The following is a 24,549-nucleotide window of genomic DNA, read 5'->3' as shown; positions in this document are numbered from 1 at the left end:
AGTCGTTCCCATCATTCCAGTTGCGTGGCCATTGCATGGCGTTTGCTGCGGCCCAGGAAAGCAATGCGTTCCGCAGTTGTGCCTGTGCCGACGAAGACACAAACGCCGCTGCGCCTAATTCACCAATTGCTTCTGCATAACCGTCCAAAGCTTGGGACATAGCATCTGATTCAGCGCCGTAGTATTCGTCACGTGGGTCGACGACCAAGAAGGGCGCCGGTACAGGGCGCGGTGTTACGCTGCAATTGCCCAGCCCATCGTAGGATAATAATGCCACAGAGGGTTCGGGAGTTTGTCGAGCTACGCTGTCGGACGTTACACCCCCTGTGGTTGGTTGGCATGCGCTCAATGCGAGGATAGTCACAGCGAATGCGGTTGTACGTGTTCCCATCATCAGCCCTCCTGAGATCGTTTGAAAACAGTTGCTTGGACCGTGGTCCGTGGACCTTGGATCTGGGTAAATGGCGCGCTGGGGAGGTGGTTCGAAGCCTATCCTAAGCGCCATCAAGCAACTGAATTCTTACATTTCAATAGGTTACCATGGTCTTAGCGTGGGTCAACTATCAAAATTTTACCTGCAGTTTTACCTGCAGTGGCGCAAGGTCCGAGGATCAAGCTCCCAGCAACTCCAGATCAACGTCGGGGGTTACTTTGCCCAATCGATTTGCACGAGGCGCAGGGGGGCACCCCCGGGGGGCCTCTACGTGTGGGGCGTGCTCCTCGGACCTCGGGCCTTGGTTGTTGGGTTCGTGGATTTCGTCGGGTGGAGTTTTGATTGATGGCTCGATCCACTCAAAAATGTCCAGTTATTTCAATATTTTGTGGCCAAGCTTCTAAAATTATGCCGGCTATTTCTTGAAACTTCTAAATATGTTCACTAATTATGTGGAAGTCGCATAAATCTGCGAGAAGATTTTGGTACGCGACTGTGTCTTTGGATCTCGCCAGAGGGTGATTCCTCGCCAGACCCCGTGGCTCCGACAGAGCCGGTTCAGATCTCGCCTCTCTAGAACCAAGCGGAGACGTCTAACTGCTTTTCAGAAATTTCTGGGGCAGGCGTCTCTAGCAAATTTAACTCTATGTTAAAGCTCTCCTGTCCCTTACATGGGAAGGAGACGTTATGTCTAACACCAAAAAAAACTCTAATACTTCTTGCGTAAGCCCAATCTTGCGTATTGATCAAGTTGCTGAGCTGCTTGGCTGCAGCATCAAGCATATCCACAACCTTCAAAAAGCGGGGAAGCTTCCTCCGCGCATTCGCGTTAGCGATCGTATCATCGGTTGGCGCGAGAACGAAATTGAAGCTTGGCTTTCCTCCAACCGTGAGGAGGATTCTGATGATTAATTTTATTACGGAACCTAAGCCAAAAACCAGCGCCCTGATCGAAGAGGCAAAACAAGCCTATGAATGGTCGGGGGTTCTCCCAACTTCCTGCTGGCCAGGAGTGGGGCCTATCTCCCAAGGTGCCCTATCCCAAACACAATCTCAAATGTTACGTGACTGCAAGCGCAACAAGAATGGGTTAGTCGGGCTTCCAAGTGCTCCAAAAGGACTCGCAATTTTGGTTCGTAAAGTTTTGGTTGGAGAAGACTATCCATCTCAGTTAGCCGAGCGTTTTTTTGACCCGGATACGTTTCTCGTCACACGTACAAAGACTATCAACCTGAGGGACGGACGCATTGCACTGAACGAAACAGTAGTGGTGAAGTCCCCATTTGATTTTCTCTGTGGCATGAAAACAAACGATCCAAGCATCGTTGTCGCGCCAAACCACAGCTGGGCTTTGTTTGCTACAAAGGGAGAAAGAGTTATCGCCTTTCGTCGCTCAGGTGTTATCGTATCTATCCAGCAACTCAATGGCGGCACGTTCACAAACCGGGAAATCATGGATCCATCCTCAGATGACTGGGCCATCCTGCAAGAGGGGGCTCCTCTATGAGCGATATGTCGTCCTTAGAAATTGCACATATGGTAAAGGATATCACTGGTTATCGTGTGTTCCCCTCAAACCAGCAGAAGCAACCTTGCGTTAAGGATCCTTATGGGAAAGCCACCAATGACCTAGAAGGTATTACCGAGCTTTTCCGAAATTTCCCTAAAGCCATGACCGCTATTCCGACGGGTCCCATTAATGGGATCACGGTTGTCGATCTCGATGTGAAAGGAGGTGTTAACGGGATCGAAGCTTTTAGCAATCTAATTAAAAACGTACCCCACACTATGGTCGTCCGGACACCGTCAGGTGGCGCACATGTTTATTTTCGTACGGGGTCGGAAAACATCCCATCATCAGTCGGAAAGCTTGGACCTGGGATCGATGTTCGCGGTGCAGGAGCTAACGCAATAGCGTTTGGTAGCATTTCAGCTACCGGAGAGTATCGGTGGGATCATAGTGTATCAGGCTTCACTTGGCGGCCGGCCCCTATGCCACCAGACCTAAAGAGGTTGATTTATGAAGCAGCTTCAGCTGGTAGGAGCCCATCGAAGAGCGGGTATAATCAATCGAGCATCAGATATCGGTTGTCGGACCCTATCATTACGGGCCAGCGCAATAACGAGCTAGCGTCTCGCATTGGGTACTTATTAAAGATGTATCCTCCTCAACGAGTCCATGATCTTGCTCATCACATGAACGCTACTCTGACGACGGATCCGCTAAGCGTCAAAGAAGTTGATCGAATTTTTTATTCGATCTTGAAGCGGGAGTTGCAAAAATGACTGATGAAGAAGAACTGAACAAGCTTCTCGTTCAAGCGGCGGTGACCCCATCTCATGAAACTAGGGAGCTTATCTCCCATCTGGTGAATGCTGGGGAGTTAATAAGAAGGGAAATGCCGCCAAAGCAGATGCTGATATCGACATTTATGGCGAGTGCAAGCTTTGGAATGTTAGTCGCTCCTCGCGGGCTCGGGAAGTCCTGGTTTTCGTTAGCTTTGGCAGTTGCCGTCGCCACTGGCCAAACTTCATTTCTTGGATGGAAGATCCATAAGGAAGCACGAGTGCTCTATATTGATGGAGAAATGCAAACAATCGACTTGAAAGATCGCATTGCAGCATTGAGCACAGGTTACGGCTTAGGAAAGCTAGACATCCTGCCCAGTGAAGAGCTGTATCAATCTGGAAAACCCGTTTGCTTGGATGACAAATTTGAGCAACGGCAAATTGAAGCGTTACTTGCTACCCTGCAAAAAGAGGGACGCAATCCTAGTTTGATCATCCTCGACAATTTATCCACTCTCCGCAGAGGAGTCGATGAAAACTCAAATTCAGAAACCCAGAGCTTGGTTGATTTCCTAATCAGCTTGCGACACAAGGGCTATGCGGTGTTGGTTGTGCATCATACCAACAAAGCAGGCCAACAAAGGGGAGCCTCCATCCTTGAAGTTCCAATGGATTACGTGATCGAACTAAAGAAGCCAGAGGGAAGTGCGATTTTCCACAAAGGCGCGTGTTTCGATCTGAAGTTCTCAAAAATTCGTGGCCAAATGCCTGACAATCATAGTTTCACAGCGGTACTAGAAAAGAACGCCAGTGGAATACTGCAATTTAGCGTAGACCATAGTGTGAATGAGGTGCCAGACACCACCTCTGTGCTGCGAGTGCTCGCTGAAGCTAAGGGTACGATGGCTCAAAGGGCAATTGGTGAAAGGACGGGCTGGTCCAATGGCAAGGTAAATAAGCTTATCAACTCACTCAAAAAAGAGGGATTGGTCGCTGTTGATCACAGAGGCACAAGGATCACCGAGTATGGAGAATTTGAATTGCACCAGTTTTTTCCTGATCGCTTTGATCCCCCACCAAATCAAGAACGGTTCGAACTTCCTTTTTAGCGTTCATTTTGTGTGTTCACGCTAGTCCGTTCAAGCTCCTGTTCACACCATCCATACGGCGTGAACAGGGCCACCCTCAAGTCAACAAAACAATAGCTTTCTACATGTTCACCGGTGGTACCAAATGTGCTCACGCTCGTGTTCAGTTCATCCCCCCTTTAGGGGGGTGAACGAACGAACAAACAGCAACGTGAACAATGGGGCTAATCAAGTTGGTTTCTCCATTTGTTGGTCAACAGACCTGCCGCGATCGCCTCACTTTCAATCTCGGCTAGTTCAGCGCGGATTTGCCGCCCAACCTCGGCAGTCCGCTTGGCTTCAGCTCGCTTCTCTTTTGTGAGGCGGCCGTGCGTTGTTTGCGCCGCCGCTATCCGCGCAAGTCCTTCCTGGGTCCTTGGGCCTGTTGACTTACCTCCGTGTCGCGTACAGCGCCCGTTTTTCTTCACCGCAGGGCGCTGGCAAGCGGTTCCAGCCTTGGTTCGAGCACCACAACGTCGGCCTGCCCATTCTGGCCCAAACCTAGTAGCCGACCCGATCTTGTTACCTTTTATGAAACGCATGGCACCCCCTACATGACTTTTGTAGTATAAAGCTCTTTCTCCGCACATGCTACGCTGGGCTTGCAAGAACCACAGAGCATGGCCCATTCAACTTTCTAGGAGGACCGGGTTCGAAGCCACCCATCGGACACCGTCATCTTGGAATAGTGCTCACTCGTCAAAACTTCCAATCAGATCAACATTCTTATTCTCCGATGAGCTCGTCGCAAGAAAGATGCCGATGATCAAAGGGCACACAATCGAAGGTTTCAGATCCTGCAAATTGTGTTTTCAACTGAACGAAGCTTTAAAGTTAGTCGGGGTCAGAGTTACCTGCTCGGACACATCCCCAGAAAGAATAAAAAACTGGCCTGTTCCGCTTTTCTCATCAAAGTTGAAAACTCTATGAAGTTGATAGCTCTCCGGATGGCTCTGAGAGAAAGCAAGTTCGTTAGGGCTCAAGTAAAAGCCTGTCCCTTTTGAGCCTCTGGTGGTCTTTACCTCAATATATTTGCGGGAGCCGTCAGGAAAAAACGACAGGATGTCATATCCCAGTCCATCGCCACGGATAACCGAGCTATGTGAAACCTTAGATGCCAGCTCAGGTAGTCCAGCCGCGATAAGCCGCTCCTTTTCTTTCGCAACCACGAACTTCTCACCGGCAAGGCCGAGACTTTTATTTCGTTCATCCTGATCTGAAAAATCCGGCACTTTACTGGCTTTGAAGTCGCGTGAGCTAACAGCTCTCGCAGCGCGCTTAGGCGGCTCAACCTCAACGGCTTGTGGCGTCTCGATTTCTTGGCCACCGGGCACCGCTGTTACGGCATCACCATGCCCCTTGATTTGCTCATACACCTGTGGATCAGGCGCAAACTCGGAAATCTGGAATTGAAACCAAACTGGCCGTTCACGATCTGCGTCATGTGTCAAATATTGCAGTGTGCCGAGATAATAATACTCGTCACCCTTCCGAGGCCGGAGAAACAGGTAAATGTTATCAATCAGTGGGTCTTGATTAATCCACCTTTGTATTCGGCGGTCATCTAAACCCTGACTAGGCTGAGACTGCCACGTGAGAACACCATCAGACGTGATGCCTTCTTCAAAACTGTGATGAGCTTGTGACTGCCCGTAAGTTACAAAGAAAACCCAGTCGTTAGGCCGATCTTTTACAGAAACAACGCCCTGTAACCCCCACGACCCGGCACCTCGCGAGAACTGATATTCCGGTTCGAATATCTCTTGGACATCTTTACGTGAGTATTTACCGTATAGTTCTAGCATCGGTTTCACTTCGGCGGTTTGATGGTAAATTCAAAATCAAAGGCACACTGTATATTCTGTGAGCTTCCACCTGACCGCATTATTGCATCTGGATCAAGCTGCGTGGTTATTCGCGATGCTTATCCAGTTACTCCGGAACACGTGCTCATAATTTCGAAAAGGCACGTTGCCGATTACTTTCGGCTCACTAAAACGGAAATGAATGATTTGCACAGGATGGTTAGGCGCCAGCAATCAAGGATAAAACGCGAGGACCCCTCAGTCACCGGCTTCAATATCGGGGTTAACTCGGGGTTATCAGCCGGCCAGACAATATTCCACGTTCACATTCACTTAATCCCCCGAAGGGACGGAGATGTGGTTGAACCACGGGGTGGCGTGCGCGGGGTCATTCCAAGCAGGCAGCAATACTAACCAAGTGAGACTTGTTCGATAATCAATTCTGCTTGGCGCTTAAATGCCTCAGTAAATGTTTCTTTGGGATGGGCACCCTGAAACAAATCTTGGTTGGGGAACACACGCAGTTTCCGAGTGTATCTCTTTGCTTCAATTAATGCATCTTGAGCTTTTGCCATTCTCTTCGTCCCCTCAAAAGCGAATGGTAAAAAACAAACGCACTCCGTTTGGGCAAGCCGTTCGTCTGCAAGGTGTTTTAGGAATAATTTTGTACCCACCTCTCCGCCGAGCCCTACAACTACTACTCTAGGGTTAGAATTTTCAGATGCGGAAACCCAGTGATCAACACATGTGTGATATGTTCCACAAACAAGAAAAGTCGATCGAGGGGGAACCTCCGATATAGCATCCAATTGGAAATTTGAATCGTCATGGTCGGATTTATCCATTGCGAAACATCTAATATATTGACGATGTGTATCAACCAAGTTTGTACACATAGTACGTCCAGCACCACCTAAACCTAAGAAGGAGATGATTGTTTTTTGTCTTTGCAAATGTGTATCCATAGTCTCTGTTCGGGAGATACTTCAAAAAACCTGGTTAGTAGAACGTTCCGACTGACAACTATCACAGTTTTGCTCTGGATAGTTTTTTTGAGCCAAACCTTGGCTCAAAGCTCAACGGATGTCTATGATTGCGAGGGACAGATCGAGATCATAACAATTCCGGCACCCCTTCCACGGGGATTGGTTCCCATGCGAGACGGTCGAGCATGCTCGTTGTGCTCAAGCGATGTAAGACGTTACCAAAATATAGCCGACGCCTGCATGATAAAACTGACCCGCGAAAACTATGGAAGTTTAACTCGGCAAATCCGAAGTCATTGCCAAAGGTTAGCATGTAATCCGTCCTTACTAGATCGTCTCAGATACGATTAATTGGGCAGTCTCCGACAGCGACGCGTATATGTATCATGGTCAAAGGGATCATAGATACCGTTAGTCAGCTGTGTGTAAGTGTACGAAAGACTTATAAAATCAATCACCTCAACAGACCCTTGCACTACCCCCCCAAAGCGATCTTGGCCACCACCGTCAGTCCGGCACTGGCCACCCAAATCGCCAATTTCCAAACTTTGATTATGGTTTCTGCACCATTGCTCCCAGTCACCAGCTTTACGTATATAAATAGTAGAACTGAAAATTCCCGGTTCGAATAAAAATACAGCTTCTCTGGAGCACTGCATTATGACTTCGCTTGCCAATAGACATCTAGGAGTTAACAACCCGTACAGAGATAACACAGAAAGGATGACAAAAAACCGGGCAGAAGAGCGTGTTCGCATTACGCTAGCCGGGTTTTTAGAGCATGCCGAGCGGGGGCTGAAACCTAAATATAACAAATCATCAATTACAAGTACTAGAGCTGAATAGTACGCGTCCCGATACCAGCCGACAAGATGACCATATCAAACCACAAGGCTTAAAGGTTGTATACGCTCATTCGTCAACACGTTGTACCTTTTAAAAATATTACCGCGTTAACAGGGGCATCATTGGCTTTGGCGAGTTAGCCTTCGGTAAGGCTTGACCCAACGATACGATGGTGTTTTCGTATTTTTATGAGAAAAAGTTTCTGTCAATTGTTGATTGCAAACCTGCTTGCTCCGCTGTTGGGCCATCCCTTACATGCGGATCCTGTTGAAAGAGTACTCAATTTTTATCGCAGCGAATGTGCTGCAATTATCGGCGATGAGCGCAACATTGATGCGGATCTTGAAAAGATCATCTCGGACCCCTTGAATATAGCTGAGGACGCCATTTATCAAATTTCGCTTGGTTCGCCAGGCGTCACTGCAACAGTGGTATATGCAGGCTTTGGGTGTGAGGGCTATGGAGCGAGTTGGTGCGGGAGTGCCGGGTGTGAGTCTTATGTTATCGTAGCAGAACAAATTTTTGGTCCACTGCGTGGCGGCAGACCATTTACCACTACTTTTACAACCCCGTACGGCAATGAACAAACGCTACTTCTCGTGGGAATATCCGGAAGTGCCTGCGGTGACGCGTCTGGCGAACGCGGCATTAGTTCGGACCCATGCTATATGTCAGCCGTTTGGGATCAACAAAATCAAACATTCCGAGCCAATGGAGATCTAGTTGTTTTGTGGGATTAATAAATAGCGGAACAAACCCGTAAGACTTCAGTGTGGCCGCTGGTTTACATGTTGCGCTGTATCAATCGAATGGTTGCTGCCTTGCTTATTATAAATCTGATTAGTTAGCCGGCGGCAAACGCAAAATTTATTTTAGTAATCAAATTGCATTCCTGAGGTTTGCAAAGCTTTCAGTGCCTTACTACCTTTCTGATGGCCTTCATCAGCAGCTTTACTAAGCCAGTAATGAACCTGCTTTAGGTTTCGGCGGTTTTCAGAGAGGTAGTATAGGCTTCCCAGTTTGTAATGCATTTCAGGATTCCCAATACCATTGCTTGCATCCCATTCATACTGACACAATAAGATCACATAGTTCGAGCAATGGTTGGCATCAGAACTATTCCACCAGTCCTCTGGGGTGAACTCGTACAGATGTTGTTCAAACTTTTTACATCCATCTACAAATTTTGATGCCCTATTCCTCACTGCCTCCGCTTCTGAAGCGTTAAGCTCAGCACGTGCAAGTGCGATCCAATTGCCGTCACTGACATGGCCATTTAGCCGCGCGACTTCCAGCCAGTAGTAGCTTTGCTCAAAGTTTGGTTCTCCGCCCAGACCTGCTCCCTCAAAACCACCCAAAAAGTACTGTAAATCTGAGCGATTTTGATGCGCAGCTTTTCGAAGCCAAAAAATCGCAGTGTCAAAGTCCTCATGGCCAAAGTCTGGCCCAGCACACCGGGCGGCCAACATATACTGCGCGTGCACGTCGCCGCTTTTAGCAGCTTCTAGATACCATCTCTTAGCCTCTAAGGGGCTTCGATCAATGTGCCAGCCCTGGAAATATTGAGATGCCACTGATATTTGAGCTGATATATCGCCGTTTTCAGCAGCCGCTAGCATCCAATTGAAGGCTTTAGCAGGGTCTTCAGGGAAGCCTTTTGCACCTTGATACAGAAATGATAACCGCCGCTGAGCAATTGCATCGCCGGCTTCGGCTTTGTCTGCAAGATGTGCGAATGTTTCTGTGGTGCCCTGTTCATTGATAGGTAAAATTTCAGGATCAGTGTTCGTCATCATCAAAATCACTGCAGTGATACATCTGGAATTTGGCAATCCGAATGTTGAAAATCTGAAGCCATGCAACTTGATGCTCGTGCCTGCGCGCGTGCAATTTGTTCATTGGTCATAGAACTTGCGAGGCCATCTCGCATGCTGCGAAATAACTCCGCGTTTGAGCCAGCAGCTGCTATGTTGTACCACATATGTGCTGTTTCATAATTTTGTGGCACGCCTATTCCATGCTCAAACCACCTTCCAAGCATATATTGTGCCATGGCGTCATTATTTCTGACTGGTATCAACATCCAATACATTGCGGCATTAAAATCAGTGTCGCCATGGTCGTCGTTGACTAAGCTCAAACCCAGAGAATAGGCTGCACGGACGGAGCCTAATTCAGCGCCTCGGTGCCAAGTCTCGCGAGCTAAAGCATAATTTTGAGGCACCTCGGTGCCACTTCTATATAAGTTTCCTAGCAGATACAAAGATTCCGGATCGCCCAATTCAGCTCCCAATTTGATCCAATGAGCCGCTTCCGAGGTGTCTCTTTCAACACCATACCAACCCCAATAGTGTGTTCCAGCAAGCCATGATACGGCTGTCCTTTTGTAATACTCATCAGTCGAATTGCTTAATCTTATCAACCATTCTAGCCCAGCATCGACATCATTTACTTCAGAGTATTTACTACCCAGAAGAATGCCTACAAGCATCAGGATTGCGCCGTCATCTTGTTCAGCCGCTTCTAAAAAATAGTTTTTTGCTAAAAATAAGTTTTGTGGCACGCCCAAGCCATCTCGATACCTTTCTCCCATAATTAGCTGGGCAAATGTATTTCCTTCGCGTGCCGCTTGATCACATCGGCTTATCGCAGCATGTTCTGGAGTCCAGCAATCTTCCTCATCAAATCCACCAGTCCCGGCAACATACGTATCAGCCCAGGACCTGTCAGATTGGAATAAAGCTAACACAAATATTATACAAAATATTTTCATATTTTTTGCCTGACTGGGCGAAAAAAATCAATCATGAGGTCTCGTCAATTTTATTGCCTAAGTTCATTGTGGTCACAATGCTGGCAATATTGGTTCTTGCATTCAAGCGTTTTCCTGACGAGATCGCTTGAGTTATTCTCCGTCTGCCATCTGCACGCTTGATTGTTTTTGATGAAAAACAAGTTCACCAAACTGTTATGTATGTTGATACTAGCTTGCCCCAACAAAACTCCACCCGACGAAATCCACGAACCCAACAACCAAGGCCCGAGGTCCGAGGAGCACGCCCCACACGTAGAGGCCCCCCGGGGGTGCCCCCCTGCGCCTCGTGCAAATCGATTGGGCAAAGTAACCCCCGACGTTGATCTGGAGTTGCTGGGAGCTTGATCCTCGGACCTTGCGCCACTGCAGGTAAAACTGCAGGTAAAATTTTGATAGTTGACCCACGCTAAGACCATGGTAACCTATTGAAATGTAAGAATTCAGTTGCTTGATGGCGCTTAGGATAGGCTTCGAACCACCTCCCCAGCGCGCCATTTCCCTTACATTGTAGGTTTGTTTGTCCGTGGTGCCTCGCCTCTGCGTTTGAGTTTCAGTGGCATGACGCCAGTAGAGCTTTGGCTTAGGTTGTGAGTTCTGCGACAGGAATAAAGGGAAAGAATGTCCCGCAAGACCAAACGCCAAACCAGTCTGCGCCGCCCGTGTTATGCGCCACACCAAGATCGACAAGCCGATAAAAGCTCTTGCGATCGATAAGTGCCTCAAGGCCGCGGCGCACCATAACGTAAGGCGAAGGTTCCCCATCTGCGCTGCGGGTGAGGCGAATGGGGCTTTGGGCGCTGGCGCTGACGGTGTCGCCCACATTGGTCGTGAATTGCACCTCCTGCGCCGCGCCCTCGCCTGTCACGATAAAATCCTGCGCTACGAACGGGGCATCTTCGACCCTGATCCCCACCTTTTCTACGGGGGTCACGAGGAAATATTTATCCCCCTCCCGTTTCAGAATCGTAGAAAACAGGCGCACCATGCGCGGTCGCCCAATCGGGGTGCCGTTGTAAAACCATGTCCCGTCACGCCGAATTTCCATGTCGATATCGCCGCAAAAAGGTGGGTTCCATTGATCAACAGGGGGCAGTTTGCCTTGCTTTTGCGCATTGGTCGCGGCGGCCAATAGGGATTCAGGCGTCATGGTCACGATGTTTTGTCTCCTATGGGCTTTTGCCATTTGTGGTCGGCGCCATAGTTAGATTTACTAGCGAACAGGTTACGACCCCAACATAATCATTATGCGGAGCATTTCTATGGCTGAGCTTGAAAACCTGACATCCGAGATTGATCGGCTTGGTGCGCAGCTTGGTCAGGCGCGGGCAGAAATTTCCAAACGCATTATCGGTCAAGATCAAGTGGTCAGTTTGGCCCTGGCGGCGATGTTGTCAAACGGCCATGCCCTGCTGATGGGGTTGCCTGGTTTGGGGAAAACACGGCTTGTCGACACAATGGCCCAAGTCATGGGTCTGCGTGCCAATCGGGTGCAATTTACCCCGGACCTGATGCCCGCCGATATTCTAGGGTCTGAAGTTTTGGATACAGGCCCCGATGGGCAGCGCAGCTTTCGCTTTTTGGAGGGGCCTGTATTTTGTCAGCTGTTGATGGCCGATGAGATCAATCGCGCCAGCCCGCGCACGCAAAGCGCCCTTCTGCAAGCGATGCAGGAGCGAGAGGTCACAATCGCAGGTGCTGCACGCCCATTGCCCGCCCCATTTTTGGTTCTGGCCACGCAGAACCCGATTGAACAAGAGGGCACATATCCATTGCCTGAGGCGCAGCTTGATCGCTTTTTGTTGCGCATTGATGTGACCTATCCTGATCGCGCGGCGGAGCGGGACATATTGATTGCGACAACGGGCCCAAGTGAGGCGGCAACAGCCCAAGTTTTTACCGAAGCCGATTTGATTGCGGCACAAAATTTGGTGCGCCACATGCCCGTAGGGGATCGGATTTGTGACATGATCCTTGATCTGGTGCGCGGATGTCGCCCTGACCCTGCGGCTGATCCCGCGCGGATCGCGGCGCATTTGGCTTGGGGTGCGGGACCGCGTGCTGCGCAGGCCTTGATGGTTTCGGTGCGCGCACGGGCGTTGATGGAGGGGCGATATGCGCCTTCTGTCGAGGATATTCGCGCTATGGCCCCCGCTGTTTTGATCCACCGCATGGCGCTTGGTTTTGCTGCGCGGGCCGAAGGCCATGATCTGGCCGCTCTCTTAGCCCGCGAAATTGATCTTGTTTTGAATCGCGCAGCCTAAATGCCCCCACGCGCCTTGCATAGTGATCCAAACGATCTCATGCGCCTCCGCGCTGATGCGGCTGCCCATGCCGCACGTTTGCCCGCGTTGTTGGTTGCGGCAGAGCATTTGGCGTCCAGCCTGCATTTGGGGGATCATGGCCGCCGCCGCGCAGGCGGGGGGGATGAGTTTTGGCAATATCGACATGTCCAAGCAGGGGACAGCGCCACAGCGATTGATTGGCGCAGGTCGGGGCGAGGGGATGGATATTACGCCCGCCAAACCGAATGGCAGGCCGCGCAAAGCCTGCTGATATGGTCTGACCCTGCAGCCTCTATGCGGTATAGTTCTCTTTCTGATCCAATGGCGCAAAAACGGATGCGCGCGGATGTGATTGCGTTGGCCTTGGCCGAATTGGTGTTGCGCGCGGGTGAGCGGGTCGGGTGGTTAAATAGCCAGACCCCGCCGCGTGCAGGGGTCACGCAGCGCGAAGCTTTGGCGCGCGATTTGCTTGCCCCAAAATCAGGCACGGTCATGGCGCAGAGCATACCCAAAGGCGCAAAGATCGTGATCCTGTCCGATTTTCTGCGGGGGACGGATGAATTGGCCATAGTTCTGCGCAAGGCGACCGAGGCGCGCGCGCGCGGGGTCATTCTTCATCTTATGGATCCCGCTGAAATGGCCTTCCCTTTTGCGGGGCGTGTTTTGTTCCAAGATCATCACGCAGGGCCCGAGTTCGAGACGCAAGCGGCAGATGCATTGCGCCATGAGTATCAAGCGCGGTTAGACGCCCATCGTGCCAATCTGATGACCGAGGCACAGCGCCATGGATGGCCCTTCTTCACTCATGTAACCGACCACCCTGCCAGTGTGGCGTTGATGTCTATCTATCAGGCTTTGTCAGAGGCGCGGCAATGATTGGGGCGCTTGGATTTTCGGCGGCATGGGTCTTGGCGGCTTTGGCGGTGTTGCCCGCCCTTTGGTGGCTGTTGCGCGTTGTGCCGCCGCAGCCAAGGCGCGTTTACTTCCCCGCGCTGATCTTTTTGCTGGGATTGACCGATAAAGAAAATGACAGTGCCAAAACCCCGTGGTGGCTGTTGATGCTACGCCTTATGGCGGCAGGGTTTTTAATCTTGGCATTGTCTGGCCCCGTGGTGAACCCGCCTCCGTCTGAGGGGGATGAAACGCCACAAGCCCCTTTGGTGATTTTGCGCGATGGGGGTTGGGCAAGCGCGCTTGATTGGTCTGCAGAACAACAGGCCATCGAGGCGAATTTGCGCGCCGCCATCCGCGATGGGCGTGCTGCTGTCGTCATTAGCCTGACCGAGCAGCCTCAGGCTTCGCTTGAGGCGCTGCTGACCTCTGGGGATGAGCAAATCACGCGGTTGTCTGCGATGCGTCCCGCACCCTTCGCGCCCGATTATGCCGCATGGTCAGACTGGTTCGCAGAGCAATCCATCCCCTTTGACGGGCTTTGGTTTTCGGACGGCTTGGCGCATGGCAGTGAACGCGCGGGCTTAGCTGAGCTTTTGGCGGCGCGGGCGGCGCGGCTGCGCGTGATCGAAACGGGTGACAATCTTTTGCGAATGGTCGCCCTTGCCCCGCTTGAGCAAGGCGGGGCTGGTGTCACTCTCAGGCTCTTGCGCGCAGAATGGCCCGCGTTGCCAACGGCGCGTTATCGCGTGCAAGGGTTTGGGCCCGATCCATCAGGCGTGCCGCGCGTGTTGGTTGAGGCTGAAGCGGTCTTTGAAGAGGGGGCTGTAGAGGCCAACCTTGCCCTTACCCTGCCGCCCGAATTGCGCAATCGCCTGACCCGCTTTGAGGTGGCGGGACAGCCGCAGGCGGCTGCGCGTTTATTGATTGATGACAGTCTCGCACGGCGCGAGATCGGGTTGGTCGCGACAAATGCTCCTCAGGAGGGGCAGGCCTTGCTTTCCCCCTTTCATTATCTGCGCGAGGCGCTGGCCCCGAATGTCGATCTTATCGAGGGCGGTTTGGCCGAGATTTTGCCCGCAAACCCCGATGTGATCATTTTGGTTGATGTGACCCGTTTGCCTGAAACAGAACAATCCGATTTGACGGCATGGGTGGAACAAGGCGGTCTGTTACTGCGCTTTGCTGGGCCACGAATGGCCGCATTGTCACCCGCTGAGATGCAAGCCGATGCACTGATGCCCGTGCAACTGCGCCAAGGTGGGCGTGCTTTGGGCGGGGCGATGTCATGGGCCGATCCGCGCAAGCTTGACCCTTTCCCAGAGACATCCCCCTTTTTTGGCCTTGCCATTCCTGATGAGGTTACGGTCAGCCAACAGGTTTTGGCGCAGCCAGGCCCAGATTTGGCGGCGCGCAGTTTGGCCGCCTTGGAAGATGGCACGCCATTGGTCACGCAAATGACACGGGGCGCAGGGCGTGTCGTCTTGTTCCATGTGACCGCTAATGCAGAATGGTCAAACCTGCCTCTGTCGGGTCTGTTTGTGCAGATGTTGGAACGGCTCTCTGTCTCTACCCGCCCGATCAGCGCCGAGGGCAAAGATTACACAGGGCTTAGCTTTGTTTCCGCGCAAGTGTTGGACGGGTTTGGTGCGCTTTATGATTCGCAGGGCGAAATCACAGTTGCAGGTGAAGATTTGCAAAGCGGGGCGCTATCGGCCGATATGCCGCCAGGCCTGTATCAGACCACTACGGGTCGCGTGGCGCTAAATGTGATTAAATCTGCGCAGGATCTGACCGTGGCAGATTGGCCTGAAAATGTGTCGGTCATACGGGGGCTGGGCGCCCCACCAACGCCCCTTGCGCCTTGGTTGTTCCTGTTGGCGCTGATTGCGCTTGCCGCAGATATGATTGGCAGCTTGGCTGTTACGGGGCGGCTGCCTGTGCGGGCCAAAGCCGCGCTTTTTGTGGTGGTCTTGATTGCACCCTTCGCACCCAGTGACGCGCAAACCCTAACGCCCGAAGACATGTTTGGCTTGATGGCTACCGAAGATTTGCGCTTGGCTTATGTCCTTACCGGCGATGATGCGGTGGACGAGATTTCGCGCGCAGGGCTTCAGGGTTTGTCCGATACGCTTTGGGCGCGCACCACGATTGAGCCGAGCCCACCCGTAGGCGTGGATTTGACGCGCGATGAGTTGGCGTTTTTCCCGCTCCTATATTGGCCCGTGACAGAAAGTCAAAACCGCCCTTCTGATGATGTTTATCAGCGCCTCAATGCCTATTTGCGCGGTGGGGGCATGATTGTTTTCGATACAAGAGATGGGGATCTTGGTGGCATTGGTGGCGCAACGCCCGCTGCACGCCGTTTGCAGGATTTGGCGCAGGGTTTGGACATTCCGCCCCTCGCGCCAATCCCAGAGGATCATGTTTTGACCCGCGCCTTCTATTTATTGGCTGATTTCCCAGGGCGCTATACATCGCGCGATATTTGGGTCGAGGCGGCCCCACCCGAACCTGACCCTGCCGAGGGTATGCCCTTTCGCGCGCTCAACGATGGGGTGAGCCCCGTCATTATTGGTGGCAATGACTGGGCTGCGGCATGGGCGGTTGATGGGGCAGGTCGCCCACTCTTGCCCATTGGGCGCGGATATGCCGGTGAACGGCAACGCGAAATTGCGCTGCGGTTTGGGGTCAATCTTGTGATGCATGTCTTGTCAGGAAATTACAAATCCGACCAAGTCCATGTGCCAGCCTTGCTGCAAAGATTGGGGAATTAAGGGATGGGTATGATGATCCTATTCGATCCTTATCTCCCTCCCATGGTCGTGGCTGTTGTGGCGGCTGTGTTGTTGGTGATCACGGGCTATGCTGCACTGCGCGGCCTGCGCGGGTGGCCCTATCGTGCCCTTGCGGCGATGGTTGCACTTGTGGCGCTGATGCGCCCAATCTGGCAGGAGGAAACCCGCGCCCCTCTGGCCGATATCGCCCTCGTGGTGGTGGATCAATCGGCATCGCAAAGCTTGGCTGATCGCCCCGCCCAAACCGAAGCCGCGCTTGTCGCCCTTGTCGCAGAATTAGAGACAAAAGGGGTCGAGGTTGAACTGCGCTATGTGGCCGATGCGGATGGCAATCAAGGGACGCAGCTTTTGTCTGCCTTAAGCGGGCTTGCCGCGGAATTGCCCCAAGAGCGCATTGCTGGCGCATTTTTGCTGACAGATGGGCAAGTACATGATCTGGACGCAATGCCCACAGGGATTGGCCCCGTTCACGCGCTGATCACGGGGCAGGCAGATGATTGGGATCGCGCCCTTCAAATTGAAACGGCCCCCGCCTATGGAATTTTGGGCGAAGATGTAAAAATCGCATTGCGTGTCAGTGATTTCGGCCCCCTCCCTGATGGGGTGGATGCGCGCCAGACCGAGGTGATTTATTCGATTGACGGGAACGAGCCACAACGCGCCTTTGTGCCCGTTGGGCAGCCGCTCGAATTAACATTGAACCTCGCCCATGCAGGGCGGAACGTTGTGCGCTTTGAGGTGCCTGTGCAGGCGGGGGAATTAACCCCGCGCAACAATGTCGCTTATGCGCAGGTCAATGGGGTGCGAGATCGTTTGTCGGTGTTGCTTGTCTCAGGCGAGCCACATATGGGCCAACGGACATGGCGCAATTTGTTGAAATCTGACCCTGCGGTGGATTTGGTGCATTTTACCATTCTGCGCCCCCCTGAAAAGCGCGACAATGTTCCTGTGTCGGAATTGTCCTTGATTGCCTTTCCCACGCGTGAGCTGTTCATGGATCAAATTGATGATTTCGATTTGATCATCTTTGATCAGTATCAACGGCGCGGGATATTGCCCCTGATCTATCTTGAAAATGTGGCGCGCTATGTCCGCGATGGCGGCGCGGTTTTGGTGGCGGCAGGCCCAGATTTTGCGGGGGCAGGGTCGCTGTATCGCTCACCTTTGGCCGATATTTTGCCCGCCGAACCGACCGCGCGCGTGTTTGAAGAACCATATGTGCCGCATCTTTCCCGCCTTGGTGCGCGTCACCCTGTGACGCGGGGTCTTGAGGCGGCGCATTTACCCATTGCAGGATCAGATCAGCCATGGGGGCGGTGGTTCCGGCAAGTTGAGGTTGCCCCAAATGCGGGCGATGTCGTGCTTGAGGGGGTAGGTGATGCGCCGCTTTTGATCCTTGATCGCGTGGGTGAGGGCCGTGTCGCGCTCTTGGCCTCGGATCATGCATGGCTGTGGGATCGGGGATACGAGGGCGGCGGCCCACAATTAGAGCTTTTGCGCCGTCTGGCCCATTGGATGATGAAAGAGCCAGATCTTGAGGAGGAGGCGCTAAGCGCCGAAGCCGATGGTCGCGAGATGCGCATTACCCGTCAAACTATGGGGGCGGGTGTTGCCTCAGTCATTGTGACAGCGCCAGATGGGGAAGACATCACCGTGCCATTGCGTGAGGCGGCCGAAGGCATGTTTGAAGGCAGCTATCTTGCCCCCGAAGATGGGCTTTACCGCGTAAGCGATCCAAATGCGGCAGATTTGTCAGATATCGTTGTGGGCATTGGCCCTGCCAACCCGCGCGAATTTAACGAGGTTATAGCGACAGGCGATCTTCTTCGTCCTCACCTAGAGGCAACGGGCGGGGCGGTGTTTTTCCTCCGCGATGCTCTGCCTGATCTGCGTCTTGTGCCCGAAGGGCGCGGTGCAGTGGGGCGCGGTTGGATGGGGATTTATACCCGTGACGCCTTTGTCACTGAGGATGTGCGCGCCCGACCGCTTGTTCCTGTTTGGGTGTATCTGATCGCAGGTTTGGCTGCGCTTGCCGCCGCATGGCTGCGCGAAGGGCGCTTTAGAAGGGCTTGAAGACCACCACGATCAAAACGGCGATGGCGCCAAACACGCTGACCTCGTTAAAGACCCGCAGGTAAAAATCGCTTTCGCGGAATTCGCCCTTTAGGGCGCGCAGGATCAAGCGACCCGTCCACGCGTAATGCACGCCAAGCAGACTGACGAGGCCCAGTTTCACCCAGACCCAAGGCGCGAAATTCCAAAACCACCCAAGCCATAGCCCAGTGGCAATCGCAATGACACCAAGCCCTAGCGAAAAGCGGTAAATACGAATCGTCAGATCGCCTGTTGGGCCAAATTCACCAAGCCGCGCATATTCCCGTTTCCAAAAGATAATGGCGCGGGGGACGGCAAAAATACCTGTCATCCAGCCCATGACGCAAAGAATATGTATGACTTTGACCCAATCCATGCTGCCTTGCTGCCTGTTTTGTTATGTCTCGTCTATGGGCAATTCGGTCGCGCATGGCTTTTGCTTGCGCAATCCTTCAAATTGGTCTAGAAATCTTACCAATACCGCAGGGAGGGCTGATTATGGAAATGCCAAAACCAAACCCCGCCATTTTGGCCAAGCGCACGCGGATCATTTCGCGGTTGCGCGATGTGCTGCCCCATGATGCGGTTATTGATGATCCGCATGAAACGCGGGCCTATGAATGTGACGCTTTGACGGCCTATCGCTGCCCGCCTTTGGCGGCGGTGTTGCCCCAGTCCACGGCTGAAGTCTCTGAGGTGCTGCGCATTTGCCACGAGGAGTGTGTGCCCGTTGTTCCGCGTGGTTCTGGCACCTCGCTTGCGGGCGGGGCCTTGCCTACGGCCGATAGCGTCATTTTGGGGGTGGCGCGCCTGACACAGGTGTTGGAAACCGATTACGATAATCGATTCATCCGTGTGCAGACAGGGCGCACCAATCTCAGCGTGACGGGCGCTGTTGAGGCGAATGATTTTTTCTACGCCCCCGATCCATCAAGCCAATTGGCCTGCGCGATTGCGGGGAATATCGGAATGAATTCTGGCGGTGCGCATTGCCTGAAATATGGGGTGACGACCAATAACTTATTGGGCGTCACGATGGTGATGATGGATGGCACAGTCGTTGAGATTGGTGGCGCGCATTTGGATGCGGGCGGCCTTGATCTTTTGGGCGTGATTTGCGGCAGCGAAGGACAGCTTGGCGTAGTCACGGAGGCCACTTTGCGTATCCTCCGCAAACCCGAAGGTGCGCGCCCCGTATTGATGGGATTCGACAGCAATGAGGTCGCAGGGGAATGCGTCTCGGATATTATCAAGGCGGGCGTTCTGCCTGTGGCAATCGAATTCATGGATCGACCCTGTATCGAGGCGACCGAGGCCTTTGCCAAGGCGGGCTACCCGATGTGCGAGGCCTTGTTGATTGTCGAGGTTGAAGGATCTGAAGCGGAAATCCGCGAACAACTTGATGTGATCCTCGACATTGCCAAGCGCCACAATCCCGTGGAATTGCGCGAGGCGGCAGATGCCGATCAGGCTGCACGCATTTGGTTGGGCCGAAAATCCGCCTTCGGTGCGATGGGTCAGATCAATGATTATATGTGCCTTGACGGCACGATCCCCGTCTCAAGCTTGCCTTACGTTCTGCGCCGCATCGGCGAGATGAGCAAGGAATACGGACTTGGTGTTGCCAATGTCTTTCATGCAGGGGATGGCAATATGCACCCGTTGATCCTGTTTGATGCCAACAAACCAGGCGATCTGGAACTGTGCGAGGCTTTTGGCGCGGATATCCTCAAGCTCTGTGTTGAGGTGGGCGGTTGTCTGACGGGCGAACATGGGGTGGGCATTGAAAAGCGTGATTTAATGCTGACGCAGTATACCCCAACAGACCTCGAGGCGCAGCTTTGGGTGAAGGATGTGTTCGACCCCAAATGGCTCTTGAACCCTGCAAAGGTGTTTCCGCTTTCGGTCACTGAATCCCGCCGCGATCACGCTGCCTAAGCGAAATTTCATCCCCCGATCTCGCTCTTGGGGGCCTACCTTATGAAAGGGGCGTTGCGCTATGTTGCAACCGAAATCCGAGGCTGAATTGGCCGATTGTCTCGCCGCAGCAAAACATCCCATGGCGATCCGTGGTGCTGGCACCCGCCCGATTGGCCGCGCGGTTGCGGGCGAAGTTTTGTCAACGGCGGCTTTGACGGGGATCACGCTTTACGAGCCGGGTGCGCTGACCTTGGTTGCGCAAGCTGGCACGCCCTTGGCCGAAATTGAGGCCGTGCTTCATGCCGAGAACCAGCGCCTGCCCTTCGAGCCGATGGATCATCGCGCGCTTCTGGGCACAGATGGCACGCCCACAATCGGTGGGGTGGTTGCTGGCAATGTTTCGGGGCCGCGCCGCATTCAAGCGGGCGCCGCGCGTGACAGCTTGATCGGCGTGCGTTTTGTTGATGGGGCGGGAACCGTCATCAAGAATGGCGGTCGCGTGATGAAAAACGTTACGGGCTATGATCTCGTGAAACTGATGGCAGGCAGTTACGGCACGCTTGGGGTTCTGTCCGAAGTCTCCTTCAAGCTTCTTCCTGAAGTCGAAACCTGCGCCTGCCTGATCCTTGAGGGGCTGTCGGATCAGTCCGCCGTGGCTGCGCTGTCGCGTGCCCTAGCCTCGCCCTATGAGGTGACAGGGGCCGCGCATGCCGCCAATCGTGGTGGCAGGTCACGCACCATGCTGCGTCTCGAAGGCTTTGCCAAAAGCGTGGCCTATCGCACAGATGCCCTACGCGCCGTTCTTGCCGAGTTCGGGGAAGTGGAGGTGATATCTGATCCCGATCTGGTGCGCCAGATGTGGAAAGATCAACGCGATGTGACCGCGTTTGCGGGGCAAACGGGCGATGTCTGGCGCATCTCGTGCAAACCCAGTGACGGGCCTGCAATCGGCGCGAAAATCAAGGGCGAAGTGATCTATGACTGGGGCGGCGGTCTCATTTGGGCCTTGGTTGGCGAAGGGCATGATCTGCGCAAGACCCTTGGTGCATTTGGTGGCCATGCCACGCTGATCCGTGCATCTGAGGCCACGCATGCGCGCATCCCGACCTTCCACCTTGAGCCTGCGCCTTTGGCGGCGCTGTCAGATGGGTTGCGCCGCAAATTCGACCCAAAAGGAATATTGAACACAGGGCTGATGGCCACGGCCATGCCCGCCGCATAAGGAAGGGCGTGTTTCGCCATGCAGACGACATTCACCCCAGAACAGCTTGCTGATCCCGCCACTGCGCGCTCGAACGAGATTTTGCGCGCCTGTGTCCATTGCGGATTTTGCACGGCCACTTGCCCAACCTATCAAGTGTTGGGCGATGAATTGGACAGTCCGCGTGGGCGGATTTACCTGATCAAGGATATGCTTGAATCTGGGCGTCCAGCAGACGCAAAGACCGTCAAACATATTGACCGCTGTTTGTCCTGTTTGGCCTGCATGACCACCTGCCCTTCGGGGGTGCATTACATGCATTTGGTCGACCACGCCCGCGCCCATATTGAGCGCACCTATAAGCGCCCCTTTATGGATCGTGTTCTGCGCTTTGCCTTGGCGAAAATTCTGCCCTATCCGACACGGTTTCGCCTTGCACTTTTGGGGGCGAAGATTGGGCGGCCTTTTGCCTTTTTGATGCCCGATGCGCGGCTCAAGGCGATGTTGAACATGGTGCCTGCGCAAATCCCGCCCGTTAGTCGCAATGATGATGCACAAAGTTTTGCGCCGCATGGCGCGCGCAAAATGCGGGTTGCTTTGATGACGGGATGCGCACAACGGGCGCTGAATACGGATATCAACGATGCCACAATTCGCCTGTTGCGCCGTTTGGGCTGCGAGGTGGTTGTGGCCGAAGGTGCAGGCTGCTGTGGGGCCTTGACCCATCACATGGGCCGCGAGACGGAATCGCATGGCTTTGCGGCAGCCAATATCAAAGCATGGATGCGCGAGGCGCGCGGCGCAGGTTTGGACGCGATTGTGATCAACACGTCTGGCTGTGGAACCACAGTCAAGGATTACGGACATATGTTCCGCAATGATCCTTTGGCGGAAGATGCTGCAACGATATCAGGTCTTGCGATGGATATTTCGGAGCTTCTGCAAAAGTTGGACTTGTCTGCCGCCAAAGCCCCTGAAGATTTGAACGTGGCCTATCATGCGGCCTGTTCGCTGCAACATGGGCAAAAGGTGAAAACTGCGCCGAAGGATTTGCTCAGAGCCGCGGGGTTCACGGTGCTGGAACCTGCCGACAGTCACCTATGCTGTGGATCGGCAGGCACATATAACCTGATGCAACCTGAAATCTCGGGCAAGCTCAAGGCGCGCAAAATCCGCACGCTTGAGGCCCTGCAGCCCGATGTGATTGCTGCGGGCAATATCGGCTGCATGATGCAAATTGGGTCAGGCACAGGGCATCCTGTGGTGCATACGGTCGAGTTGCTGGATTGGGCCACAGGTGGGCCGAAACCGCCTGCGATATCGCGCGCACCGCAGGAAATGCCTGTGCCAATCTTGCGCTAAATCCCTGTTTCAAGGGTCTTGAAACGCGAACAGCTGCTTCCAATATCAGAACGGTCGGTGCCGCCAAGCGGGCCGACCTGAACCTTTGTTGGCGTGTCTCATGATGTAGAGCGCCACGAAAACCTTGGTATCGCTTCTGATGGAGGATGTCCTATGCGAAACTACGACCTAACCCCCCTATACCGCGCCACTGTCGGCTTTGATCGAATGGCCGATTTGTTAGACAGCCTGCTGACGCAGGAAACGGGCGCGAACAGCTATCCCCCCTATAATATCGAAAAAACCGATGAGAATACCTATCGCATCTCAATCGCTGTTGCGGGTTTTTCAGAGGCTGAATTGCGTGTTGAGCAACGCGAGACGGAACTGGTCATCGCGGCCCGCAAAGAGAAAGACGACACCGCCCGCACCTATTTGCATCGTGGCATTGCGACCCGCGCTTTTGAGAAGCGGTTCCAATTGGCCGATCATGTGCGCGTGACCCAAGCAAGCCATGAGAACGGCATGTTGCATGTCGATCTCTTGCGTGAGGTGCCAGAGGCAAAAAAACCGCGTCAGATTGCAATCACATCTGGCAAGGCATCCAAACAAACACCTGCACTTGAAGTGACAGATATAGAGGTCTGAGACAGACCTTCAGACACCCCTGCGCGTGCGCCCTCCCTCGCGCGCGCAGGCGGTGATCGGTGGCAGGACTGGGCGTGGCCCTAGAACCATTGCCCTGGTTCCATCAGCCCCAAATCCATCAATTGCTGACTAGACCATTGGAACCGCTTTGAGCGGTGCCAGCGAAAATCCCCGATATCATAGCGAGACCCTGCATTGCTGCGCAGTGCTTTGGCCACGCGAAACGAACAGATGGTTGCGGTGATGGAATGGTGCCATTGGCACGCAAAAGTGTTCATTTCCTCGTCACTGAGACGATGATCTTCGAACATTTGCAGCCCTTCCTTCGCCCGAAAGAACCCGATCCGATCAATGCGCCGCCGTTCTTTGGGAACATGTTCCTCAAAGCGCCAGCGTAAACCGCCAAAAAAATCATGTTGGCGATCCTTAGCGCGGCCCGTTTCATCACGGCGCGCATCGGCAAAATACCCTGCACTGTCGAGCATGGCATGATCTAGGTTCACGGCATTTGGTGCGATGTTCAGGTCTTGTGCGTAGAGATCAATCACATAGGTCAGCGCGCAGTCGCGGCGTTCTTCCGCGATAAAGGCTGCCATTTCTCCCACAGTGCGATCCTCGCAGAACGGGTAAAAGAAATATTCAGCGTTATAGCAGTAATGAACCCATTCATTTGGCACGAGAGGGATCAGCGCATTCACAAGACTGGCAGCGGCATCTGCGCGGCGGGTTTGCGCGCGAATAATCGAAACAGTGTTTGGGGCGTGCCCCTCTGTCTCGGGGGTAATGTCCAAACCAGTGGGGGCTGCGATGAACACATGGCGAAACCCCAATTGCATCAAATGAGACAGTGTCGAGGCCAATTCAACCCGATCCTCTGCAATCAAAATTGCAAAAGGCCCCTTGCCAAACCCGCCCCGCGGCAGGCGGCGAAATTCGGCCAAAGATGCATAGTCTTTGATCTGCATATGCGGTTTATTCCGACCAATTCTGAAATTTTTGTAACCCAACCCCAATTTGCGGGGCTTTGTGGTCTATTGCAATGGGTCACATGCGTTGATGTGCGCCCGCTCTTG

22 protein-coding genes are annotated in these 24,549 nt (G+C 53.3%); 14 read left to right on the top strand and 8 right to left on the bottom strand.

Going from position 1 to position 24,549, the window contains the following annotated elements; genetic code table 11:
• Window positions 1-1,120 precede the first annotated feature (1,120 nt).
• From RYZ18_RS07240 to RYZ18_RS07225, 4 genes are read left to right on the top strand one after another with little or no spacing between them, the layout of a single operon-like run.
• A complete protein-coding gene (locus RYZ18_RS07240) occupies window positions 1,121-1,345 on the top strand; it encodes a helix-turn-helix transcriptional regulator (protein ID WP_317655769.1) in 225 nt (74 codons plus the stop codon).
• Entirely contained in the window at window positions 1,338-1,940 is a 603-nt protein-coding gene (locus RYZ18_RS07235) for a hypothetical protein (RefSeq protein ID WP_317655768.1), read from the top strand. Before RYZ18_RS07240 ends, RYZ18_RS07235 begins: the two co-directional genes overlap by 8 nt.
• Window positions 1,937-2,719 (top strand): bifunctional DNA primase/polymerase, encoded by a 783-nt coding sequence (locus RYZ18_RS07230; RefSeq protein WP_317655767.1) that lies wholly within the window; start codon window positions 1,937-1,939, stop codon window positions 2,717-2,719. Before RYZ18_RS07235 ends, RYZ18_RS07230 begins: the two co-directional genes overlap by 4 nt.
• Window positions 2,716-3,831 carry an AAA family ATPase gene (locus RYZ18_RS07225; protein WP_317655766.1) on the top strand — a complete coding sequence of 372 codons (1,116 nt, stop codon included), beginning with the start codon at window positions 2,716-2,718 and terminating at the stop codon, window positions 3,829-3,831. Before RYZ18_RS07230 ends, RYZ18_RS07225 begins: the two co-directional genes overlap by 4 nt.
• A gap of 203 nt (window positions 3,832-4,034) precedes the next feature.
• Here the strand turns inward: RYZ18_RS07225 and RYZ18_RS07220 are convergent, their stop codons facing one another.
• A complete protein-coding gene (locus RYZ18_RS07220; protein WP_317655765.1) occupies window positions 4,035-4,391 on the bottom strand; it encodes an HGGxSTG domain-containing protein in 357 nt (118 codons plus the stop codon).
• A gap of 270 nt (window positions 4,392-4,661) precedes the next feature.
• Window positions 4,662-5,663 (bottom strand): DUF3427 domain-containing protein, encoded by a 1,002-nt coding sequence (locus RYZ18_RS07215; protein ID WP_317655764.1) that lies wholly within the window; start codon window positions 5,661-5,663, stop codon window positions 4,662-4,664.
• 12 nt (window positions 5,664-5,675) lie between these two features.
• Here RYZ18_RS07215 and RYZ18_RS14210 point away from each other — a divergent pair, with 12 nt between their 5' ends.
• Entirely contained in the window at window positions 5,676-6,068 is a 393-nt protein-coding gene (locus RYZ18_RS14210; protein ID WP_411567083.1) for an HIT family protein, read from the top strand.
• Here the strand turns inward: RYZ18_RS14210 and RYZ18_RS07210 are convergent.
• Window positions 6,065-6,619: a hypothetical protein gene (locus tag RYZ18_RS07210; RefSeq protein ID WP_317655763.1), complete on the bottom strand. Its 555-nt coding sequence runs from the start codon at window positions 6,617-6,619 to the stop codon at window positions 6,065-6,067. The genes RYZ18_RS14210 and RYZ18_RS07210 overlap by 4 nt on opposite strands.
• 1,055 nt (window positions 6,620-7,674) lie before the next feature.
• On the opposite strand from RYZ18_RS07210, the gene RYZ18_RS07205 reads away from it, so the two are divergent.
• On the top strand, window positions 7,675-8,226 hold the full coding sequence (locus RYZ18_RS07205; protein ID WP_317655762.1) for a hypothetical protein: 552 nt from the start codon (window positions 7,675-7,677) through the stop codon (window positions 8,224-8,226).
• A gap of 132 nt (window positions 8,227-8,358) precedes the next feature.
• Here RYZ18_RS07205 and RYZ18_RS07200 read toward each other — a convergent pair whose 3' ends face one another.
• The 3 genes from RYZ18_RS07200 to RYZ18_RS07190 form a co-directional block, all read right to left on the bottom strand.
• On the bottom strand, window positions 8,359-9,279 hold the full coding sequence (locus RYZ18_RS07200) for a tetratricopeptide repeat protein (RefSeq protein ID WP_317655761.1): 921 nt from the start codon (window positions 9,277-9,279) through the stop codon (window positions 8,359-8,361).
• Between the two features lie 8 nt (window positions 9,280-9,287).
• Complete coding sequence (locus tag RYZ18_RS07195; protein ID WP_317655760.1) at window positions 9,288-10,259, bottom strand: tetratricopeptide repeat protein; 972 nt, start codon at window positions 10,257-10,259, stop codon at window positions 9,288-9,290.
• 622 nt (window positions 10,260-10,881) lie between these two features.
• A complete protein-coding gene (locus RYZ18_RS07190; protein ID WP_317655853.1) occupies window positions 10,882-11,448 on the bottom strand; it encodes a DUF1285 domain-containing protein in 567 nt (188 codons plus the stop codon).
• A 112-nt stretch (window positions 11,449-11,560) separates the two neighbouring features.
• Between RYZ18_RS07190 and RYZ18_RS07185 the strand changes: the two genes are divergently transcribed.
• The 4 genes from RYZ18_RS07185 to RYZ18_RS07170 are packed head-to-tail and all read left to right on the top strand — an operon-like array spanning window position 11,561 to window position 18,345.
• Window positions 11,561-12,562, top strand: a complete 1,002-nt coding sequence (locus tag RYZ18_RS07185; RefSeq protein ID WP_317655759.1) for an AAA family ATPase — start codon at window positions 11,561-11,563, stop codon at window positions 12,560-12,562.
• Entirely contained in the window at window positions 12,563-13,459 is an 897-nt protein-coding gene (locus tag RYZ18_RS07180; protein ID WP_317655758.1) for a DUF58 domain-containing protein, read from the top strand.
• Complete coding sequence (locus RYZ18_RS07175) at window positions 13,456-16,251, top strand: DUF4159 domain-containing protein (RefSeq protein WP_317655757.1); 2,796 nt, start codon at window positions 13,456-13,458, stop codon at window positions 16,249-16,251. The genes RYZ18_RS07180 and RYZ18_RS07175 overlap by 4 nt, the downstream gene beginning before the upstream one ends.
• Before the next feature lie 3 nt (window positions 16,252-16,254).
• On the top strand, window positions 16,255-18,345 hold the full coding sequence (locus tag RYZ18_RS07170) for a hypothetical protein (protein WP_317655756.1): 2,091 nt from the start codon (window positions 16,255-16,257) through the stop codon (window positions 18,343-18,345).
• Here the strand turns inward: RYZ18_RS07170 and RYZ18_RS07165 are convergent.
• Window positions 18,332-18,742 (bottom strand): CopD family protein, encoded by a 411-nt coding sequence (locus RYZ18_RS07165; protein WP_317655755.1) that lies wholly within the window; start codon window positions 18,740-18,742, stop codon window positions 18,332-18,334. The genes RYZ18_RS07170 and RYZ18_RS07165 overlap by 14 nt on opposite strands.
• A 122-nt stretch (window positions 18,743-18,864) precedes the next feature.
• On the opposite strand from RYZ18_RS07165, the gene RYZ18_RS07160 reads away from it, so the two are divergent.
• The 4 genes from RYZ18_RS07160 to RYZ18_RS07145 all read left to right on the top strand — a co-directional run bounded on the left by RYZ18_RS07160 (window position 18,865) and on the right by RYZ18_RS07145 (window position 23,476).
• On the top strand, window positions 18,865-20,304 hold the full coding sequence (locus RYZ18_RS07160) for an FAD-linked oxidase C-terminal domain-containing protein (protein ID WP_317655754.1): 1,440 nt from the start codon (window positions 18,865-18,867) through the stop codon (window positions 20,302-20,304).
• A 64-nt stretch (window positions 20,305-20,368) separates the two neighbouring features.
• Window positions 20,369-21,508, top strand: a complete 1,140-nt coding sequence (locus RYZ18_RS07155) for an FAD-binding protein (RefSeq protein ID WP_317655852.1) — start codon at window positions 20,369-20,371, stop codon at window positions 21,506-21,508.
• Window positions 21,509-21,526: 18 nt separating this feature from the next.
• Complete coding sequence (gene glcF, locus RYZ18_RS07150; RefSeq protein WP_317655753.1) at window positions 21,527-22,849, top strand: glycolate oxidase subunit GlcF; 1,323 nt, start codon at window positions 21,527-21,529, stop codon at window positions 22,847-22,849.
• Between the two features lie 153 nt (window positions 22,850-23,002).
• Window positions 23,003-23,476, top strand: a complete 474-nt coding sequence (locus RYZ18_RS07145; protein WP_317655752.1) for an Hsp20 family protein — start codon at window positions 23,003-23,005, stop codon at window positions 23,474-23,476.
• 80 nt (window positions 23,477-23,556) lie between these two features.
• On the opposite strand, the gene RYZ18_RS07140 is transcribed toward RYZ18_RS07145, so the two are convergent.
• Window positions 23,557-24,441 carry a glycosyltransferase family 2 protein gene (locus RYZ18_RS07140; protein ID WP_317655751.1) on the bottom strand — a complete coding sequence of 295 codons (885 nt, stop codon included), beginning with the start codon at window positions 24,439-24,441 and terminating at the stop codon, window positions 23,557-23,559.
• Window positions 24,442-24,549 lie beyond the last annotated feature (108 nt).

The organism is Roseovarius sp. 10, from assembly GCF_033100315.1.
Taxonomy (GTDB): domain Bacteria; phylum Pseudomonadota; class Alphaproteobacteria; order Rhodobacterales; family Rhodobacteraceae; genus M30B80.
This window is presented reverse-complemented; position numbering and strand designations above follow the sequence as displayed.

Excerpts from the sequence above, each read along its gene's own strand:
- RYZ18_RS07240 (WP_317655769.1), top strand. The coding sequence starts at position 1,121 with ATGTCTAACACCAAAAAAAACTCTAATACTTCTTGCGTAAGCCCAATC.
- RYZ18_RS07235 (WP_317655768.1), top strand. The coding sequence starts at position 1,338 with ATGATTAATTTTATTACGGAACCTAAGCCAAAAACCAGCGCCCTGATC.
- RYZ18_RS07230 (WP_317655767.1), top strand. The coding sequence starts at position 1,937 with ATGAGCGATATGTCGTCCTTAGAAATTGCACATATGGTAAAGGATATC.
- RYZ18_RS07225 (WP_317655766.1), top strand. The coding sequence starts at position 2,716 with ATGACTGATGAAGAAGAACTGAACAAGCTTCTCGTTCAAGCGGCGGTG.
- RYZ18_RS07220 (WP_317655765.1), bottom strand. The coding sequence starts at position 4,391 with ATGCGTTTCATAAAAGGTAACAAGATCGGGTCGGCTACTAGGTTTGGG.
- RYZ18_RS14210 (WP_411567083.1), top strand. The coding sequence starts at position 5,676 with ATGGTAAATTCAAAATCAAAGGCACACTGTATATTCTGTGAGCTTCCA.
- RYZ18_RS07210 (WP_317655763.1), bottom strand. The coding sequence starts at position 6,619 with ATGGATACACATTTGCAAAGACAAAAAACAATCATCTCCTTCTTAGGT.
- RYZ18_RS07205 (WP_317655762.1), top strand. The coding sequence starts at position 7,675 with ATGAGAAAAAGTTTCTGTCAATTGTTGATTGCAAACCTGCTTGCTCCG.
- RYZ18_RS07200 (WP_317655761.1), bottom strand. The coding sequence starts at position 9,279 with ATGACGAACACTGATCCTGAAATTTTACCTATCAATGAACAGGGCACC.
- RYZ18_RS07195 (WP_317655760.1), bottom strand. The coding sequence starts at position 10,259 with ATGAAAATATTTTGTATAATATTTGTGTTAGCTTTATTCCAATCTGAC.
- RYZ18_RS07190 (WP_317655853.1), bottom strand. The coding sequence starts at position 11,448 with ATGACGCCTGAATCCCTATTGGCCGCCGCGACCAATGCGCAAAAGCAA.
- RYZ18_RS07185 (WP_317655759.1), top strand. The coding sequence starts at position 11,561 with ATGGCTGAGCTTGAAAACCTGACATCCGAGATTGATCGGCTTGGTGCG.
- RYZ18_RS07180 (WP_317655758.1), top strand. The coding sequence starts at position 12,563 with ATGCCCCCACGCGCCTTGCATAGTGATCCAAACGATCTCATGCGCCTC.
- RYZ18_RS07175 (WP_317655757.1), top strand. The coding sequence starts at position 13,456 with ATGATTGGGGCGCTTGGATTTTCGGCGGCATGGGTCTTGGCGGCTTTG.
- RYZ18_RS07170 (WP_317655756.1), top strand. The coding sequence starts at position 16,255 with ATGGGTATGATGATCCTATTCGATCCTTATCTCCCTCCCATGGTCGTG.
- RYZ18_RS07165 (WP_317655755.1), bottom strand. The coding sequence starts at position 18,742 with ATGGATTGGGTCAAAGTCATACATATTCTTTGCGTCATGGGCTGGATG.
- RYZ18_RS07160 (WP_317655754.1), top strand. The coding sequence starts at position 18,865 with ATGGAAATGCCAAAACCAAACCCCGCCATTTTGGCCAAGCGCACGCGG.
- glcF (WP_317655753.1), top strand. The coding sequence starts at position 21,527 with ATGCAGACGACATTCACCCCAGAACAGCTTGCTGATCCCGCCACTGCG.
- RYZ18_RS07145 (WP_317655752.1), top strand. The coding sequence starts at position 23,003 with ATGCGAAACTACGACCTAACCCCCCTATACCGCGCCACTGTCGGCTTT.
- RYZ18_RS07140 (WP_317655751.1), bottom strand. The coding sequence starts at position 24,441 with ATGCAGATCAAAGACTATGCATCTTTGGCCGAATTTCGCCGCCTGCCG.